This is a genomic window from Streptomyces sp. NPDC052114, from assembly GCF_040680155.1.
Classification (GTDB): Bacteria; Actinomycetota; Actinomycetes; order Streptomycetales; family Streptomycetaceae; genus Streptomyces.
Genome location: NZ_JBFAWC010000002.1, coordinates 24821 through 41871, shown reverse-complemented (window position 1 = coordinate 41871; position 17051 = coordinate 24821). Strand labels below are relative to the sequence as shown.

Annotated in this window: 13 protein-coding genes; 6 read left to right on the top strand and 7 right to left on the bottom strand. The window is 73.3% G+C overall.

Features of this window, described 5'->3' with window-relative positions:
• Positions 1-186 precede the first annotated feature (186 nt).
• The 4 genes from AB0L89_RS04355 to AB0L89_RS04340 form a co-directional block, all read right to left on the bottom strand.
• The gene (locus tag AB0L89_RS04355; protein ID WP_365134114.1) at positions 187-2835 is read right to left on the bottom strand and encodes an AAA family ATPase; all 2649 of its coding nucleotides are present in this window, start codon (positions 2833-2835) and stop codon (positions 187-189) included.
• 251 nt (positions 2836-3086) lie between these two features.
• Complete coding sequence (locus AB0L89_RS04350; protein ID WP_365134111.1) at positions 3087-4244, bottom strand: acetyl-CoA C-acetyltransferase; 1158 nt, start codon at positions 4242-4244, stop codon at positions 3087-3089.
• Positions 4245-4290: 46 nt separating this feature from the next.
• A complete protein-coding gene (locus tag AB0L89_RS04345; RefSeq protein ID WP_365135521.1) occupies positions 4291-4878 on the bottom strand; it encodes a TetR/AcrR family transcriptional regulator in 588 nt (195 codons plus the stop codon).
• Between the two features lie 99 nt (positions 4879-4977).
• The gene (locus tag AB0L89_RS04340; protein ID WP_365134108.1) at positions 4978-5760 is read right to left on the bottom strand and encodes an SDR family oxidoreductase; all 783 of its coding nucleotides are present in this window, start codon (positions 5758-5760) and stop codon (positions 4978-4980) included.
• 114 nt (positions 5761-5874) lie between these two features.
• On the opposite strand from AB0L89_RS04340, the gene AB0L89_RS04335 reads away from it, so the two are divergent.
• The 4 genes from AB0L89_RS04335 to AB0L89_RS04320 all read left to right on the top strand — a co-directional run bounded on the left by AB0L89_RS04335 (position 5875) and on the right by AB0L89_RS04320 (position 10482).
• A complete protein-coding gene (locus AB0L89_RS04335) occupies positions 5875-7032 on the top strand; it encodes an acyl-CoA dehydrogenase family protein (protein ID WP_365134105.1) in 1158 nt (385 codons plus the stop codon).
• On the top strand, positions 7032-8030 hold the full coding sequence (locus AB0L89_RS04330) for an acyl-CoA dehydrogenase family protein (protein ID WP_365134102.1): 999 nt from the start codon (positions 7032-7034) through the stop codon (positions 8028-8030). Before AB0L89_RS04335 ends, AB0L89_RS04330 begins: the two co-directional genes overlap by 1 nt.
• Positions 8031-8241: 211 nt before the next feature.
• A complete protein-coding gene (locus AB0L89_RS04325) occupies positions 8242-9426 on the top strand; it encodes an anhydro-N-acetylmuramic acid kinase (protein ID WP_365134099.1) in 1185 nt (394 codons plus the stop codon).
• A gap of 105 nt (positions 9427-9531) precedes the next feature.
• Positions 9532-10482, top strand: a complete 951-nt coding sequence (locus AB0L89_RS04320) for a DUF2510 domain-containing protein (RefSeq protein WP_365134096.1) — start codon at positions 9532-9534, stop codon at positions 10480-10482.
• 174 nt (positions 10483-10656) lie between these two features.
• Here the strand turns inward: AB0L89_RS04320 and AB0L89_RS04315 are convergent, their stop codons facing one another.
• A complete protein-coding gene (locus tag AB0L89_RS04315) occupies positions 10657-11241 on the bottom strand; it encodes a TetR/AcrR family transcriptional regulator (RefSeq protein WP_365134093.1) in 585 nt (194 codons plus the stop codon).
• 189 nt (positions 11242-11430) lie between these two features.
• On the opposite strand from AB0L89_RS04315, the gene AB0L89_RS04310 reads away from it, so the two are divergent.
• Both AB0L89_RS04310 and AB0L89_RS04305 read left to right on the top strand, forming a co-directional pair.
• Positions 11431-12267 (top strand): phosphatase PAP2 family protein, encoded by an 837-nt coding sequence (locus AB0L89_RS04310; protein WP_365134090.1) that lies wholly within the window; start codon positions 11431-11433, stop codon positions 12265-12267.
• On the top strand, positions 12264-13226 hold the full coding sequence (locus AB0L89_RS04305; RefSeq protein ID WP_365134088.1) for a DMT family transporter: 963 nt from the start codon (positions 12264-12266) through the stop codon (positions 13224-13226). Before AB0L89_RS04310 ends, AB0L89_RS04305 begins: the two co-directional genes overlap by 4 nt.
• Before the next feature lie 78 nt (positions 13227-13304).
• Here the strand turns inward: AB0L89_RS04305 and AB0L89_RS04300 are convergent, their stop codons facing one another.
• Both AB0L89_RS04300 and valS read right to left on the bottom strand, forming a co-directional pair.
• Entirely contained in the window at positions 13305-14309 is a 1005-nt protein-coding gene (locus tag AB0L89_RS04300) for a phospholipid scramblase-related protein (RefSeq protein ID WP_365134085.1), read from the bottom strand.
• A gap of 88 nt (positions 14310-14397) precedes the next feature.
• Positions 14398-16950: a valine--tRNA ligase gene (valS, locus tag AB0L89_RS04295; protein ID WP_365134082.1), complete on the bottom strand. Its 2553-nt coding sequence runs from the start codon at positions 16948-16950 to the stop codon at positions 14398-14400.
• Positions 16951-17051: the final 101 nt, after the last annotated feature.

Here is a 17051-nt window from a genome sequence, read left to right as displayed (position 1 = left end):
CGGGAGACGGCTACGGCCGGGGTGAAGTCGGCTGTCGGCGTGCAGGACGCCACCGGCCGAACAGAACTCGTCCGCCGGAGGGGGCCTCGCCGCCTCCCCGGTCACCGCCCCGCTCGCGTCGCCTTCCCCGACCCGCCACCGCGCCCGGCCGCCGCCCGCACCTCAGTGCCTCAGTGCCTCAGTGCCTCAGTGCCTCACCAGCGTCAGATGGTCGAGGGCCTGGTCGACGAGGCCGTCCGCCCCGCAGGTCCGGGCCAGCGCGAGGCCCCGTTCCAGCTCCGGCGCGGAATCCGCCGCGATGCCGTACTCGACGCGGGCGACCGCGTGTTCGTACGCGCAGGGCGAGGCCTCCAGATAGGTGGCGGCCCTGCGGTACAGGGCGACCGAACGCGGCCCGGTCTCCAGCGCCGCCGCGCACCGCAGGGCCTCGCCGATCGCGGTGTCCGTGCCGAACCGCTCGGCCTGTATGCGGGCGTCCGAGACGAGGTGCGCCGCCCGCTTGGGGTCCACGTGGACCAGGGCGCGGGCGAGGTCGTACGCCCAGGGCGCGAGGACGGTGTTGTACTGGCCGCGCGCCGTCAGCGCCTTTGCGGTGGCCTCCAGTTCGTTGAGGCCCTCCTCGGTGCGCCCGAGGGCGAGCAGGAGCCGCCCGCGCACGGACGGCGCGTCCGGTACGTAGATCGTGGAGGCGGACGGCGGCGCGAAGCCGTACTCGTCGGCGACGGCGCCCGCCTCCTCGACGTGCCCGCGCGCCAGCAGCGTGTCGATGAGCATGCTGGCCGCTTCCCAGTGCATCGGCAGGCCCTGGCCGACGCGGTCGGCCAGGCGCAGGCTCTCGCGCAGGGAGCGCTCGGCGTCGATCAGCCGTCCGCGCCTGCGGTACACATAGCCGAGGAAGGCGTGCGAGAGGGAGAGGTGGCCGCCGCTCCAGCCCGCGGTCTCATAGGCGCGCACGGCCTCGGTGAACAGGCTCTCCGCGCGGTCGAGCCGGTCCGAGAAGGCGTACGACCCGCCCAGCATCAGGCGGAGTTCGAAGCTCCATTCCGTGTCGGTCCAGCCGAGTCCGGGCGCGAGGCGGCCGTTGACGAGGGCGCGGTCGCAGAGCTCGACGACCACTTCCGCGTTCTCCCCGCGGGTCATGGCGTCGAAGGCGCGCAGGATCAGCAGGGCGCGCTCGGAGTTGTCCCGGCCCGAGAGGGGTCCGGCGAGCGTGGCGAGCCGCCGCGACCGGCCGGGCGAGTCCTCCTCGCCCGCGTGGATGCCCTCCCACATGTAGTGGACGGCCTGGAGGCGCAGGCGCGCGGGCCCGGGTTCGAGCCGCACCGCTTCCTCCACGATGGCCCGCAGGCCCTCCTCCAGCTGGTCGTTGTGGACGAGCGCCTGGGAGAGACGGCAGACCGCGTCGACGCGCAGCTCCTGGTCGAGGCCGCGCATGGAGAGCGCCTCGCGCAGATGTCCGACGGTGGTGGCCGGTGAGGTGAGCAGCGTGGCGCAGCCGAGTTCGTAGAGCACGCGCGCGTGGATGTCGGGCAGCGGCGGCTCGCGCAGGGCCCGCTCCAGACAGCGGCGGGCCGCGTCGGGCGCGCCGACGGCGAGGTGTTCCGCGGCGGCCCTGCGCAGTTGCTCGACCAGTTCGGCGTCGTCGTCCGGGTGGACCTCCAGGAGGTGGCGGGAGGCTGCCGCGGCGCCGCGGCCGGAGCGGGTGACGACGGAGGCGGCCTGGCCGTGCATCGCGGTGCGGGTGGCCGGCGGGATGGAGTGGTAGACCGTGCTGGCGATCAGCGGGTGGACGAACTCCAGGCCTTCTTCGCCGGTGAGCAGGATGCGGGCCGTACAGAGCCGCTCCGCGCACCGCTCGGCGTTGTCGGGCCTCATGCCGGCGAGCGCGGCGGCCAGGTCGAGGGAGATGGCGCTGCCGAGGATCGCGGCGGCCCAGGCGAAGCGGGTGGCGTCGGTGCCGAGTCCTTCGAGGCGGGCGACCAGGCCGCGGCCTCGGGCGGTGCGGTTGAGGGCCCGCAGCTCGTCGGCGGAGCTCTCCACCGGTTCGAGCTCGCTGTCCTGCACCTTGGCGAGCAGTTCGACCGATTCGTACGGGTTGCCGCCGGTGACCGCCCAGACCTCGCGGCAGAACGGTGCGTCGGCGTGCTCGCCGAGCGTGGCACGGGTGAGGCCCGCGGCGGCGTCGGGGGTGAGGGCGCGCAGGGTGGTGAACGAGCGTGCGGTGGCGGCGACGGCCGCCAGGTGACGCGCGCTGTCGCCGGTGGCCTCGCCGGGGCGGTGGGCGACCACGACGAGGACGGGCAGTTCGTCCAGGCGCTGCGCGAACGCGGCCAGCCAGTGCAGGGTCTCCTGGTCGGCCCAGTGCGCGTCGTCGATGACCAGGACGAGCGGCCAGTTCAGGCGCGCGAGCCGGGACACCGCCTCGACGAGTCCGTCGCAGACACCCTGCGGGTCGGCCTGTCGGCCACCGGGCTCGGCTATGCCGAGGGCCGGGCCCGCGATGTCGTACCAGTCGCCGAGGTACTCGCGGGCCTCGTCGGGGCTGAGCTGCACGAGCGCGGGTTGCAGCAGCTGCCGCACCACGTTGAAGGGGACGGAGGTGACCGTCTCGCCGCCGCGTGCGTACCAGACGGTGGCGCGGCCCTCCGCGATGCGGCGCACCTCGCCGAGGAGCGCCGTCTTGCCGATGCCCGCCTCGCCGCTGAAGACGAGCAGGCCGCCCGAGGTCGTCGATTCCGTGCGGAGCTCCTCGACGGCCTGGGCCGCCGCGGCGAGTTCGACGTCGCGCTCCCACAGCGGGGCCCAGGCGGCTCCTCCGGGCCGTCCCTGCGTCATCGCGCTACCTCCCGGAATCGCTCAATCGACGTACAGAAGTCGAGACTAGCCCGGTCGGGGCCGCCGTGGAGAGCGGTCGGCGCAGGTACTCCCGCAAGGGATGAGGAGGAGACCCTTTCGCTGACGGAGGAGGAGCTTCCGCGAGACCGTCGGACTGACGCGCACCCGGACGCGGACGACAGCCGGACAGCCCGTGCGGGGAAGGGACGACAGACGGCCTTCGGCCCCATGGCCGCCTGCCGGGCGGGCCGTCAGAGGCGCTCGATGATCGTGACGTTGGCCTGGCCGCCGCCCTCGCACATCGTCTGGAGGCCGAACCGGCCTCCGGTGCGCTCCAGTTCGTGCAGGAGGGTCGTCATCAGTTTGGTGCCGGTCGCGCCGAGGGGGTGGCCCAGGGCGATCGCACCGCCGTTGACGTTGACCTTCTCCGGGTCGGCTCCGGTCTCCTTCAGCCAGGCGAGCACGACCGGCGCGAACGCCTCGTTGATCTCGACGAGGTCCATGTCGTCGATGCTCATGCCGGTCTTCTTCAGGGCGTGGGCCGTGGCGGGGATCGGGGCGGAGAGCATCCGGATGGGGTCCTCGGCGCGCACGGAGAGGTGGTGGATGCGGGCGCGGGGGGTCAATCCGTGTTCCCGCACGGCCCGTTCGCTCGCGAGGAGCATCGCGGCGGCGCCGTCGGAGACCTGCGAGGAGCAGGCCGCGGTGATCGTGCCGCCGTCCAGGACGGGCTTGAGGCCCGCCATCTTCTCCAGTGTGGTGTCGCGGCGCGGGCCCTCGTCGTACGCCACGTCTCCGTAGGCGACCAGTTCGCGGTCGAAGCGGCCCTCGTCGATGGCGCGGACGGCCCGCCGGTGGGAGCGGAGCGCGAACTCCTCCTGGTCACGGCGGGATATGCCCCACTTCTCGGCGATCAACTGGGCACCGTGGAACTGGTTCACGGGCCGGTCGCCGTAGCGGGCACGCCAGCCCTCGCTGCCCGCGTACGGGCCTTCGGTGAGGCCGAGGGGTTCGGCGGCCTGCCGGGAGGCGAAGGCGATGGGGATCATCGACATGTTCTGGGTGCCGCCGGCGACGACGAGGTCCTGGGTGCCGGACAGGACGCCCTGCGCGGCGAAGTGCACGGCCTGCTGGGACGACCCGCACTGCCGGTCGACCGTCACACCGGGCACTTCCTCGGGGAGCCCGGCCGCCAGCCAGCAGGTGCGGGCGATGTCCCCGGCCTGCGGTCCGACGGTGTCGAGACAGCCGAAGACGACGTCCTCGACGGCGGCGGGGTCGACGCCGGTGCGCTCGACGAGCGCCTTGAGGACATGGGCTCCCAGGTCGGCGGGGTGGACCTGGGAGAGCCCTCCCTTGCGCCTGCCGACGGGGGTGCGGACCGCTTCGACGATGTAGGCCTCGGCCATGACTGCGTACTCCTCGGTCGTGCGGCGCCGTGCGACCACGCGCCGCTCACGTACGTACGGAGATTCCGTCCAGCACCATCGACAGGTACTGACGGGCGATCTCCTCGGGGCTGTGGCCTCCGCCGGGGCGGTACCAGGACGCGGCGACCCAGACGGTGTCGCGCACGAAGCGGTAGGCGAGCCGGATGTCCAGGTCGTCGCGGAAGACGCCTTCCGCGACGCCGCGCTCCAGCGTCGTGAGCCAGGCCTTCTCGAAGCGCTGCTGGGAGTCGGAGAGGTACTGGAAGCGCTGCTGCGCGACCAGGTGCCGGGACTCCTTCTGGTAGATCGCGACGGCGGCGCGGTGCCGGTCGATCTCCCGGAAGGACTCGGTGACGAGGGCCTCGAGCGTCTCTCGGGGGCCGAGCCGGGCCTTGAGCACGTCGTCGTACCCGTCCCACAGCTCGGTCAGGAAGGTGCGGAGGATCTCTTCGAGCATCGACTCCTTGGAGTCGAAGTGGTAGTAGAGGCTGCCGGCGAGCATGCCCGCGGCGTCGGCGATCTTGCGGACCGTGGTGGCGTTGTAGCCCTGTTCGGCGAAGACGTCGGCGGCGATGGCGAGCAGCTCACGGCGGCGCTCGGGCGAGGGGCTCACCGGGGGCTTCTTCTTGGCGGCACCGCTCGCCGTGGCCTTGGTGGTGCCGCTCGGCTTGCTGGTGGTCTGTTTCGGTTTCGACACACGGTCATTCTCCGCCTAGGCGTGCTGGCTGCTGACCGAGACCGTCTCCCCCGTCATGTACGAGGAGTAGCCGCTGGCCAGGAAGACGATGACGTTGGCTATCTCCCACGGCTGCGCGTACCGCCCGAACGCCTCTCGTGCGGTGAGCTCTTCGAGGAGCTCCGGAGAGGTGACCTTCGCGAGGTGCGGGTGCATGGCGAGGCTCGGCGAGACCGCGTTGACCCTGATGCCGTGCGGGGCGGCCTCGATCGCGGCGCAGCGGGTGAGGGCCATGACGCCCGCCTTGGCCGCGGCGTAGTGCGCCTGGCCCGCCTGGGCGCGCCAGCCGAGCACCGAGGCGTTGTTGACGATCACGCCGCCCTCGTCCGTGGCCCGCATGCGGCGCAGGGCGGCGCGGGTGGCGCGGAACGTGCCGTTCAGAGTGACGTCGATGACCTTGTCCCACTGTTCGTCGGTCATCTCGGTGAGCTCGGCGGTGCCGCCGAGGCCCGCGTTGTTCACCACGACGTCGAGGCGGCCGTGGCGACGCTCCGCCAGGTCGAGCAGGCCCTGGACCTGGGCCTCGTCCGTCACGTCGCACGGGATGCCGTCGACGCGGGCGGCGCCGAACTCCTCGGCGAGCGCGGCCACCGACTCCTTGGTGCGCCGCGGGTGGGCGTCGCCGATGACGATGCGCGCGCCCTCCTCCAGGAAGCGGCGCGCGGTGGCGCCGCCGATGCCCGCTCCGGCGGCCGCCGTGATCACGGCGGTGCGCCCCGCGAGCAGGTCGTGCCCTTGCACATAAGCGGGTGCGTCCATGCGCGGCCCCCCGGCTCTCGATCGGTTCCGGCGTTCAGCCCTCGACTCGTCGACTCCCTTCAGGGTAATCTACCAAACACTTGTTAGGGAAGAGTCGACGAGAGGTGACCGCCGATGGACCTCGACTTCACCGCCGACGAGGAGGAGTTCAGGCTCCGGGCGCGCACATGGCTCGCCGCGCACGTGCCCGCGACCGCCCTGCCCTCGCTGGAGACCGAGGAGGGGTTCGCGGCGCACCGCGCGTGGGAGCGCGAGCTCGCGGCCGACCGCTGGTCGGTGGTGTCCTGGCCCGGGGAGTACGGCGGGCAGGGCGTCGACATCGTCAAGTGGCTGGTGTTCGAGGAGGAGTACTACGCGGCGGGGGCGCCGGGCCGCGTCTCGCAGAACGGCATCAACCTCCTCGCCCCGACCCTCTTCGACTTCGGCACCGCGGAGCAGCGCGCACGCGTGCTGCCGCCCATGGCGAGCGGCGAGGTCGTCTGGGCACAGGCCTGGTCGGAGCCCGGGTCCGGCTCGGACCTGGCGTCCTTGCGCTCCACCGCCCGCCGCACGGACGGCGGCTGGCTGATCAGCGGGCAGAAGACCTGGTCGTCGCGGGCCGCGTTCGCCGACCGCGCGTTCGGCCTGTTCCGCAGCGAGCCGTACGAGAACCACAGGGACCGGCCGCACCGGGGCCTGACGTACCTGATGTTCCCGCTCGACGCGGACGGCGTGACGGTCCGTCCCGTGGGTCGCCTGGACGGCAAGCCGGCCTTCGCCGAACTCTTCCTGGACGACGTCTTCGTACCGGACGAGGACGTGATCGGCGAGCCGGGCCAGGGCTGGCGCATCGCCATGTCCACCACGGGCAACGAACGCGGTCTGACCCTGCGCTCCCCCGGCCGCTTCCTCGCCGCCGCCGACCGGCTGGCACGGCAGTGGCGCGCGGACGTGGACCCGGCGGACACGGCGCTGCGCGACCGGGTCGCCGACGCCGTCATCGGGGCGCGCGCCTACGAGCTGTTCACCTGGGCCAACGCCTCGCGCTTCGCCGCCGGGGAGACGATCGGCGCCGAGTCGAGCCTGAACAAGGTCTTCTGGTCGGAGTACGACATCGCACTCCACGAGACGGCGCTCGACCTGCTCGGCGCCGACGGGGAGCTGGCCGAGGGCCACGACTGGGCCGAGGGCTACGTCTTCTCGCTCGCCGGGCCCATCTACGCGGGCACGAACGAGATCCAGCGCGACATCATCGCCGAGCGCCTGCTCGGCCTGCCGAAGGGACGCCGCTGATGAGGTTCCTCCTCGCCGACGAGCAGCGCGCGTTCGCGCGATCCCTCGACGCGATGCTGACCGCGGCCGACACCCCGGCGACCGCGCGCGCGTGGGGAGCGGGCGACCGGGCGCCAGGAGACGCGCTGTGGGCCCGGCTCGCGGACACCGGGGTCTTCGCGCTGCCGGTGCCCCAGGAGTACGAGGGCGTGGGCCCCCTCCCGGTCGAAACGGCCGTCGCCTTCGTGGAGTTGGGGCGGCACGCCGTGCCGGGCCCGGTCGTCGAGGCGGTGGGGGCCGCCGCGCTCCTCGCGCACCTGGCCGAGCGGGGCGAGCGCGAGCCCGCCAAGCGGTTCCTTCCCGCGCTGGCCTCGGGCGCGGCGCGCGCGACGCTGACGCTGCCCGGGGTGTTCCCCGGCGCGAGTCCCCATGCCCTGGACGCGGACGCGGCCGACCTGGTCCTCACCGCGGCCGACGGTGAGCTGCGGCTCGCCCCCGGGCACGCGCGCGTGCACCGCTCCCTGGACCCCGCCCGGCATCTCGCGGAGCCGCTGCCCGGCGGGGAACCGCTCGCGTCGGGCCCCGCCGTGGCCGCCGCGGCGCGGCACGCCGTCGACTGGGCGGCGCTGGCCACGGCCGCGCAGACGCTCGGCGTGGGGTTCGCGCTGCTCGACAGGACCGTCGCGTACGTGAAGCAGCGCACCCAGTTCGGGGCGCCGATCGGGTCCTTCCAGGCCGTCAAGCACCGTCTCGCGGATGTCCTGGTGCGCCTGGAGTTCGCGCGTCCCCTGGTGTTCGGCGCCGCGACGACCATGGCCCCGGGTGATCTCGCCGCCGCCAAAGTGACGTCGGCCGAGGCCGCGTACGGGGCGGCCCGTGCCGCGCTCCAGCTGCATGGCGCGATCGGGTACACGGCGGAGTTCGACCTGTCCCTGTGGCTCACCAAGGCGCGGGCGCTGCGGGGCGCCTGGGGCGATCCGGGGGTGTGGCGGGAGCGGGTCATGGCCGCCCGCGAGTGAGCCAGGGCCCCGCGAGGCCTCCACCTCGTGCCGCCGCCGGGGCAGGCGTCCGCGCGACCGCCGGAGCACACACCTGTGCGGCGCCGGAGCACACACCTGTGCGGCGCCGAGGCCTGCACCCCGTGCCGCTTTCGGGGAACTCGTGCCGCCCGCCGCCCATGAGGTGCGATGATCAAGCGCATTGGTGAGCCGACCGAGAAGGAGGCCCCACGTGCGCGTGATCGGGCTCATGTCAGGGACCTCGTACGACGCGATCGACGCGGCAGCCGCCGATCTGACACTGGACGGGGACCGCTTGACGCTCACCCCCCTCGGGCTGATCACCCGCGGCTACGACGACGGGCTGCGCGCCGAGCTCGCCGCCGCGCTGCCGCCCGCCGCCACCACCCTCGCCGACGTCTGCCGGCTCGACACCCGCATCGGCCGTGCCTTCGCCGCCGCCGCGGTCGAGGCGGACCGTGAACTGTGCGACGGGCAGGCCGAGCTGGTCGCCTCGCACGGCCAGACCGTCTACCACTGGGTGGCGGACGGACAGGTGCACGGCACCCTCCAGATCGGCCAGCCGGCCTGGATCGCCGAGGCGACGGGCCTGCCGGTGGTCGCCGACTTCCGCCCGCGCGACATCGCGGCGGGCGGCCAGGGCGCGCCGCTGGTCAGCCTGGTGGACCGGATGTGGCTGCGCGGCCGGCCCGGCGCCCCCGTCGCGCTGAACCTCGGCGGCATCGCCAACATCACCGCACCGGACGGCACCGCCTTCGACACGGGTCCGGCCAACGCCCTCGTCGACGCCGCGGTGCGCGAGGCGACGGACGGCCGGCTGGCCTACGACCTGGACGGCGAGCTGGCCGCGCGCGGCACGGTCGACGAGGGACTGCTCGCCCGCCTGCTTGACGAGCCCTACTACGCACGCCCCGCGCCGAAGACGACGGGCAAGGAGCTCTTCCATCTGCCCTATCTGCGGTCGGCGTTGCAGGGGTACGAGAAGCTGCCCGCCGAGGACGTCGTCGCCACGCTCACCCGCCTGACCGCCCGCACGGTCGCCGACGCCGTCCGCTCGGTGCAGGCCTCGGAGGTCATCGCGTCCGGCGGCGGCACCCGCAATCCGGAGCTGATGGCCGCGCTGCGGACGGAGCTGGGCGGCGGGATCCCGCTGCGCACCTCCGACGAGCTGGGCCTGCCGTCCGCCGCCAAGGAGGCGTACGCCTTCGCCGTCCTCGGCTTCCTGACCCTGCACGGACTCCCGGGCACCGTCCCGGCGAGCACGGGGGCGCGGCACGCGAGCGTGCTCGGTTCGATCACACCGGGGCGGCGCGGCACGCCGTGGCCCGAGGTGGCGGCGGGGACGGAGGGACCGGCGCGGCTGGTGGTCAACGGCCATGGGCGCGGCGGACGGTAGAGCGGCGCGCGGGGGCCGGGGCGGCGGCGAAAAAGACCCGCAGAAGGGCGACGCGAACGGCCCCCTCTCATCCGGCTTTCACGCGGGGCTCATACGCTGACGGTCATGACCCAGATGATTCCCCCAGGCTGGTACCCCGACCCCGGCCAGGCCGCCGGCGGTCCGCCCACCGAGCGCTGGTGGGACGGGAACGTGTGGACGGATCAGGTGCGCGCCGCCGGAGCCACCGCGGCGTACCCGACCCAGCCGGCCTTTCCGGCCCACCCCGGTCAGCCCCCCGCGCCTCGGCGCAAGCTGCGCATCGCGATAGCCACCGGCGTGGTCCTCGTCGTCCTCGCGGGGATAGGCGGCGGCGTGTACGCGCTGACCGCGGACGACGACGGGGGCGACGGCGGCTCCGCGGGCAAGGAGCCGTCGGCCGGCGGGCCGCGGGACCCGGGCACCCCCGGCCCCCAGGAGCCCCGGGCACCTCAGTCGCCGGGCGCCCCCGAGGACCCGGGAGCGCCGGGGCAGGAGGCGGGCTTCGCCAGTGACGTGGTGAACGGCATCAAGATCCCCGTGCCGGACGGCTGGCAGGGCGGCACCACGCAGAAGGGCGCCGCCGTGCAGACGGACCCGATCCCGTGCCCGGGGAACGAGAAGGAGAAGTGCACGCGCGGCAGCGCGTACTCGCAGTCCGCCGAGGAGCTGAAGCTCGACGCGAAGACGCCCGAGGCGGCCGCGAAGGAGGACATCAAGAAGAACGCCGAGGAGGGCTACGGCGGCAAGACCTACGGCAAGATCACCTCGCACGAGGTGCTGGCCTCCAAGTCGATCACCGTGGCGGGCCAGAAGGGCTACTACGTCCGCTGGAAGGCGGTCACGGAGAAGAGCGACGACGGCTACGTCGAGTCGCTCGCCTTCCCCTCCCCCACGGACAAGTCGAAGCTCGTCGTCGTCCGCATGGGCATCGACGTCAACGACAAGGCCCCGTCGCCGTCGTACATGGACCAGATCGCCAAGGGGATCAAGGCGGGTCCGGCCGGCGGGGGCGGCGGCAACGGACAGGACGTGTAACGGCAGGACGGGTAACGGCAGGACGCGCCAGGGCCGTACACGGCAGAGGACCGGGCGGGGTTCCTCGCCGCTCTGGAGGAACCCCGCCCGGTCCGGGGATGCGCGCCGCCCCCGTCCCCACGGTGCGGCGCGGGCGGGCCCGGGTCCCGTCATCCAACGGACCCGGGCCCACGATCAGGTGAGGCCGAGTGCGGGAAGCACACAGGCCTCGACGAAACGGGTCAGATACTCCCCGTCGGCGTGCGCGCCCTCGAGGACCGGTCTGGCCCGCACCACGCCGAACAGCTGCACCGTGACGAACTCCGTCGCCGGGTGCCCCTCGGCGATCTCGCCGCGCTCGACGCCGCGCCGCATGATCGCGGCCATCGCCTGGAGCTCCGGCTCGACCAGCGTCTCACGCAGCACCCGCCGCAGGTCCTCGTCCTGAAGGATCGCGTGGCTGAGCGCCTGGACCAGCATCGTGTCCCGGCCGGACTCCTGGCCCGCGACACGGGCCGCCTCGCGCAGGTCACCGGCGAGGCTGCCGGTGTCGATGCCGGCGAACCGCACACACCGATTGGCGCGCAGCGCGGCGGCGACGAACTGGGGCTTGGTCTTCCACTGTCGGTAGAGCGTGGACTTGCTGCACCGGGTGCGGGCGGCCACGCCCTCCATGGTCAGGGCCTCATAGCCGCACTCGCGGAGCTGGTCGAGGACGGCGTCGTAGAACTCCTGCTCACGCTCCGGCGTGATCTTCGAGCGGCTCGACGTCGACGTCATGGCTCTTCCCCTCGGTCCGGCGGCGATCGGCTCGATCGGCCCCTAGCGATACGCCAGTGTACCGGTACGCTCCCGTATCGGTACACTGGCGTATCGATGAGTGGGGCGATCCCCCGCTCGCCGTGCGGGGCGATCCCCGCCCGGCACCGCACCACGCACCACCCAGTCATCACGCAAAGGGGCCGGGGGATGGAATCCCGAACCGAGCCTGCCGAACGGGAGCCGGACATATCCGTCCGGGAGCCGGACGCGACCGCCGTCCGGAAGCCGGACACATCTGCCCGACCGCCCCTCGTCCGCGAGCTCCTCCTCGTCGTAGGACTCTTCCTCGTCTACAAATTCGGCAGGCAGCTCGCCAACGGCCACACCGCCGAGGCCTTCCACAACGCGCACCGCGTGTGGGACGCCGAGCGCACCCTGCGCCTGCCCGGCGAGGGAGCCGTCCAGGACGCCCTGCTGAGCAGCGAGACGCTGATCCACGTCGCGAACACCTACTACGCCACCGTGCACTTCCCGGCGACGCTGCTGTTCCTGGTCTGGCTCTATCTGCGCAGGCCCCGCCACTACGTCTGGACGCGGCGCGTGCTCGCCGCCCTGACCGGCGCCGCCCTCGTCCTGCACCTCGGTTTCCCGCTGGCGCCGCCGCGGATGCTGGACGCCGCGCACCTCGTGGACACCGCGCAGGTGTACGGGCCCTCGGTGTACGCCGCCGAGCCCGCGACCGACACCATGGCCAACCAGTTCGCCGCCATGCCCTCCCTGCACTTCGGCTGGGCGCTGATGCTCGCCGTCGGCATGATCGTCGCGACCTCGTCGCGGTGGCGCTGGCTGTGGCTGCTGCATCCGCTGTTCACGCTGCTCGTGGTCGTCGGCACCGCCAACCACTACTGGCTCGACGCGATCGCGGCGACCGCGCTGCTCGGCATCGCGCTCGCGGTGATCCGGCTGCCGCGCCCCGGGCGCTCGACGGTCGTGCGCCGCTCGGCGCCCGCGCCGGAACTGATCGCCTCGGGGGCCGGCCGATGAGCGCCACCCTTCTCGCCGTCGCGCTCTCCCTCGTCTCCGCCGCCGCGTACGCCGCGGCGGCGGTGGCCCAGGAGCGGCTCGCCTCGCGGGTCGCCGAGGGCGAGAGCGGGGCGCTCCGGATGCTCGGCAGCGGGGCCTGGTGGTCCTCCGTCGGGCTCAACGCGTCCGCGGCGCTGCTGCACGTGGCGGCCCTCAAGTACGGGCCCCTCACCCTGGTCCAGCCGCTCGGCGCGCTCACCCTGGTCGCCGCCGTGCCGCTGGGCGCGCGGCTCGCGGGACGCCGGGTCACGCGCCTGGAGTGGCGCGGCACCGGGCTCACGCTCATCGGCCTCGGCGCGCTGCTCCTGACCGCGTCGGGGCCCGCGCCGGACGACACCCTGACGGTGCCGGAGGCGCTCGTGGTGGCCGCCGCGACCATGGCGGTCATCGGCGTGCTCTCGCGGCCCGGCACCCGGCCGGGGCTGCGGCACGCGACCGCGTCCGGCTTCGCCTCCGGGGTCGCGTCGGCGCTCACACAGACCGTGACGGTCGCCGTCACCGACCGCACGGGACCGCTGCTCAGCCCGCAGGTGGTGATCGTGGCCCTGCTGGTCGCCGCGTTCGCCGCCGGGGGCCTGCTGCTCTCGCAGACCGCCTACCGCGGCGGCCTCGGCGCGCCGCTCGCCGTGGTGACCCTCGCCAACCCCGTGGCGGCCTCGGTCATCGGCGTGGCCCTGCTCGGCGAGCGCCTCCAGGGCGGCGCCGGCGGAATCCTCCTCGCGGTGGCGGGCGCGGCGGTGGCGGCGTACGGGGTGGTCGTGCTGACGCGGTCTCCGCGTGACGTGGCGGACAGACCGGGGCCGGCGCCTTCGCCGGACTTCCTCCCGTCGATCCCCGGCCAGCCCGTGACGTCCGAAGGAGCGCCCGAAGGGGCGCGGGGAACTGCGCGACCAGCCACATCCGGCCTGCAGAGCGCGTGAGACAGACGAACGAAACGGCGCCGGTCGCTCCCCCGGAAGAGAGCGACCGGCGCCGTTGTCGTACGGGCAGAGGCGCGGTCACCCGAAGCCGCGAGCGTCCTGCTTGAGGGCCGTGTCAACAGTGAGGGCCGTCGCCACGACGAGGCTCAGGAGCGGCTCGGGCAGCTGGTAGTGGATCTGCAGGACGTAGTTGTCCGCGGTGGTGAACATCGTCTTGGCGAGGCCTTCCCAGGTCTTCGTGATCCGGGCGACCTCGTTGTCCGCGTGGTCGACGATCGAGAAGTTCCAGGCGCGCCAGTTCTCCGCCTTGATGGCGCCGACCTGCTGGCCGTTGGCCATCATCGCGAAGTTGATCTTCCCGATGACGTTCTGCTGGACGATCTCGCCGATCGGCTGACCGTCCGGGCGCTCGACGATCACCCGCGACTTCATGAACTTGCGGGGGCGCGTGAGCGTCAGCTGCGGCTGGCCGTACGCGTCACGGATCTCCAGCTTGTGCGTCATGAACTGGTCGACGCTGGAGACGAAGCGCGCGACCTTCTTCAGCGTGCTCTGGCCGATCTGGACGACCGAGCCGAGCGTGTTGCCCGACTGGTCCATGACGCTGTACTCGTTCGTGAGCTCGATGAGCTTGGCCTTCTGGTTCACGACCAGGACCGGCTCGGTGAAGAGCGTGCCGCCGCCCTGCGCGGCCGGTGCGACGCCGGCCTGCTGCTGCACCTGGCGCTGTACCTTCGCCGGGTCGGCCATCGGCGGGGCCTGCTGCGGCTGCCCGTAGGGCTGGGCCTGCGGCTGGCCGAACTGCCCCTGCGGCGCCTGGCCCTGCGGCTGCCCGAACCCGGCCTGGGCCTGCACGGGCTGCCCCTGCACGGCCTGCGCCTGCGCGGGCTGCGCCTGCGCGGGCTGCGCCTGCGCGGGCTGCGCCTGCTGCGGGACCTGCTGGGCCTGGCCCTGTGCGGCCTGGCCCTGCGGGTCCGGGCTGGTGTGCTCCGTCCATTGGGAGCCGTCCCACCAGCGCAGCAGCTGGGGCGCGCCGTGCGGGTCCGAATACCAACCTGCAGGAGTGTTCGAATGCGTTGTCACCCGGGTGACCCTACCGTCCCGGTACGGGCCGTTCGCCACCCCTTTCACGGGGTGTGACGTCCGACTCATCCGGCCCGGCAGGGCCCCCTCAGAACGCCACCTCCACCTGAAGATCGCCCTCCGCCTCCCGCAGCTCCACCGCCCCGATCCGGCCCGCCGCCCGCAGATCCCCCTCGGCCACCGCGAAGCGGTCGAGGACCGCGCGCTCCGCCGTGACGGTCGCCTTCGCGACCTCCGCCCGCATCGACAGTTTCGCCCGCGACTTGGCCCGGCGGACCGCCGCGATGGCCTCCGACGCCGTGGCGAGGACCGCCGGGTCGCCCGCGTGCTGGAGCGCCCCGGCCGTGTCCGGCCAGGCGGCGCGGTGGACCGACCCGGCGCGCCACCACGACCAGACCTCCTCGGTAACGAACGGCAGGACCGGCGCGAAGAGCCGCAGCTGCGTGTCCAGCGCGGTGCGCAGCGCCGCCCGCGCGGACCGGGTCGCCGCCGCGTCCCCGTGGTCGCCGTACGCGCGGGCCTTGACCAGTTCGACGTAGTCGTCGCAGAAGCGCCAGAAGAACTGTTCCGTGCGCTCCAGGGCGCGGGCGTAGTCGAAGGCGTCGAAGGCCGCGGTCGCCTCCTCGACGGTGACCGCGAGCGCGGCGAGCAGCGCGCGGTCGAGCGGCTCCGTGGCGGTGGCCGCCTCGTCGACGTCGCCCGGGCTCAGCACGAACTTGCCGACGTTCAGCAGCTTCGTGGCGAGCCTGCGGCCGACCTTCATCTGGCCGACGTCGAACGCCGTGTCCGTGCCGGGACGGCCGCTCGCCGCCCAGTAGCGGACCGCGTCCGAGCCGTGCCGGGCGAGGAGGTGGTCCGGCGTGACGGCGTTCCCCTTGGTCTTCGCCATCTTCTTGCGGTCGGGGTCGAGGATCCAGCCCGAGATCGCCGCGTGCCGCCAGGGCAGCGTGCCGTGCCCGGTGTGGGCGCGGACGACCGTGGAGAACAGCCAGGTGCGGATGATCTCATGGGCCTGGGGGCGCAGGTCCATGGGGAAGACCCGCGCGAACAGGTCCGGGTCCGTCAGCCACTTGCCCGCGATCTGCGGGGTGAGCGAGGAGGTCGCCCAGGTGTCCATGACGTCCGGGTCGCCGACGAAGCCGTGCGGCTCGCCGCGCTGTCCGGCCGCGTAGCCGGGCGGGGTCTCCGCGCTCGGGTCGACGGGCAGCGCGGCGCGGTCGGGGACGATCGGGTGGTCGTAGTCGGGCTGTCCACCGCCGTCGAGCGGATACCAGACGGGGATCGGGACGCCGAAGAACCGCTGACGGCTGATCAGCCAGTCGCCGTTGAGGCCGCCGACCCAGTTCTCGTAGCGGACCCGCATGTGCGGCGGATGCCAGGTCAGTTCCGCTCCCCGGTCCAGGAGTTGCTCGCGCAGCTCCGGGTCCCGGCCGCCGTTGCGGAGGTACCACTGCCGGGTGGTGACGATCTCCAGGGGCTTGTCGCCCTTCTCGAAGAACTTCACCGCGTGCGTGACGGCACGCGGCTCGCCCACGAGGTCGCGGCTCTCGCGCAGCAGCCCGACGATGCGCTCCCGGGCGGTGTGCGCGGTGGCGCCCGCCAGTTCCGCGTACGCCGCGACGGCCTCCGGTGACGCGACGCCGGGCGGCGGATCGGCGAGGAAGCGGCCGTCCCAGCCGATCACCGGCCGGGTGGCGAGCCGCAGTTCGCGCCACCAGGTGACGTCTGTGGTGTCGCCGAAGGTGCAAATCATCGCGAGGCCCGTGCCCTTGCCGGGCGCGGCGAGCGGGTGGGCGACGACGGGGACCTCGACGCCGAAGAGCGGGGTGCGGACCGATGTGCCGAACAGGTCCTGGTAGCGCTCGTCCTCCGGGTGGGCGACCAACGCGACGCAGGCGGGCAGAAGTTCGGGCCGGGTGGTCTCGATCAGGACGGTGCGGCCGCTCCCGGCCCGGAAGCGCAGCGTGTGGTGAGCGCCGGTCCGCTCCCTGTCCTCCAGTTCGGCCTGGGCGACCGCCGTGCGAAAGGTGACGTCCCACAGCGTCGGCGCCTCGGCGACATAGGCCTCACCGCGCGCGAGGCCGTCGAGGAAGGCGAGCTGCGAGGTGGCGCGGGCGTCCGCGTCGATCGTCTGGTAGGTGTGCGACCAGTCGACGGACAGGCCGAGGTGGCGCCACAGCGCCTCGAAGGCCTTCTCGTCCTCGACGGTGAGCCGCTCACACAGCTCGATGAAGTTCCGCCGGGAGACGGGCAGTTGGTGTTTGCCCGGCGTCTCGGGCGGGGTGAAGCCGGGGTCGTACGGAAGGGTGGGGTCGCAGCGGACGCCGAAGTGGTTCTGGACGCGGCGCTCGGTCGGCAGGCCGTTGTCGTCCCATCCCATGGGATAGAAGACTTCCTTGCCGCGCATCCGCTGATAGCGGGCGACGGTGTCGGTGTGGGTGTACGAGAAGACGTGGCCGACGTGGAGCGAGCCGCTGACCGTGGGCGGCGGGGTGTCGACGGAGAAGATCTCGTCCCGCGTCCTGGTGCGGTCGAATGCGAATACGCCCGACTCGTCCCAGCGCCGCGCCCACTTCTCTTCCAGCCCGTCGAGGACGGGCTTGTCGGGGACCCCGGAGGGACGGGGGGAGGTATGCGTCATGCCCCTGGATGCTATCCGGGACGGCGGATGACGGCTTCCGCATTTCCCGGCACCGGGAGCAGCGGGGGCGGGGCCCCGGAACCGTCGGCTCCGGGGCCCCG